This is a genomic window from Paraburkholderia jirisanensis, from assembly GCF_054782355.1.
This window is the reverse complement of record NZ_BAAGSQ010000024.1, coordinates 1-1,372: the sequence shown is the minus strand read 5'-3', so window position 1 is coordinate 1,372 and position 1,372 is coordinate 1. Positions and strand designations below refer to the sequence as shown.

Sequence of the window (1,372 nt, the reverse complement as noted above, 5' to 3'; positions counted from 1 at the left end):
GGTGAGTATCCCTTGCGTGACATCGAGCGAATCAGCTTTGCACGGGCGATGCGGGAGATCCAGCCTGGCCAGCGATAGTGCGCACCGCGATCGGAGTGCACGATAGGCCGGTCATTTCCAGACGCGACCGTCTCGACGGCTGCATCAAGCATTGAGTTCACAAGGTCTGCGTCAGGGCGCGTACCGATTGCCCAGCTGACGACCATTCCATCGAAACAGTCGATCACTGGTGACAGATACACCTTGCCAGCGGGAAGCTGAAACTCCGTGATGTCCGTAAGCCATTTCTCATTTGGCGCAGCAGCCCGGAAGTCGCGGTTGACGATATTAGCCGGTGCCGGGCTGATCTCGCCCATATAGGAGCCGTATCGACGCCGCTTCGGCGCGCTCGCAACCAGGCGCTCCTGTCTCATGAGACGCTGAACGACCTTCTCCGAGATCATGACCTGTTGCCGGCTCAACGATGCCTGAATGCGGCGATAGCCGTAGCAACGGTGATTGCCTTCAAAGATGTCTGCGATAGCGCGACGCACCTCAAGATACTTGTCAGTGGCATCGAGCCGCGCCCGATGGTAGAAGTAAGAGCTGCGTGCCAGGCCAACTTCCTTTAGAACATCCGGTACGCTGTACGTCTGTTTCAGGGCATCAACCAGCAGTGTCTTCTCCCGATTGCTCAGAGACTCCCGGTCGATGCCCACGTCTTTTTTTAGGATTTCATTCGCCGCCTTCAGGATGTCTTGCTCGAGCTGTAGTTGTCGGACCTGGCGTCGCAATTCATCGAGCTGTCGTTCCAGTGCTTCCCGTTCCGGAGGCAACGGCGTGTCGTCATGGCGTTTCATCGATGCAGGAGCCTCGCGGCCGAGTAGCTGGTTCTTCCAGTTGTACAACGTCGGCCGGCATACGCCAAGCCGTTGCGCTATCTCCTGTGCACTCTCCCGTCTTGTACACAATGCGATGACAGCTGCCTGCTTTAGGCTTGGTGATGCTGCCTCGGATCGACCGACAACGTGCGTGTGCTCCCCGGGCGTCAGTTCTCGTATCCAGGCGTGAAGTGACGCCCGGCCCGGATAGCCCAATGCCCTGAGTGTCGCGGAGATGCAGCGGCCATGCTCGAGATAGTGTTCAACGGCGAGCTGCTTCTGCTCTTGTGAATATCTTGGCTTCGAACGTGCGTAGCCAGCAGGCAGATCGAGTCGAAGTTCGAATTCCCGGTGCCAGCTCTTAAGAGCATTTTTGGTCGGGTAGCCAAGCTGTCGGATTGTTGCCGCGACACGTCGCCCCAGTTTGATGTACAGCCTGACTGCGCGGATGCGGTCTGCGTATGAATACATGAACTACCCTCCAGGTAGTCCAGGATTTTGTCCGCATCCCC

At 57.7% G+C, this 1,372-nt stretch carries 1 protein-coding gene; it reads right to left on the bottom strand.

Translation table 11 applies throughout. From position 1 onward, the window contains the following. A partial coding sequence (locus ACYVNQ_RS11925) for an IS3 family transposase (protein WP_460902708.1) occupies positions 1-1,331 on the bottom strand: 1,331 nt, incomplete at its 3' end. Positions 1,332-1,372 lie beyond the last annotated feature (41 nt).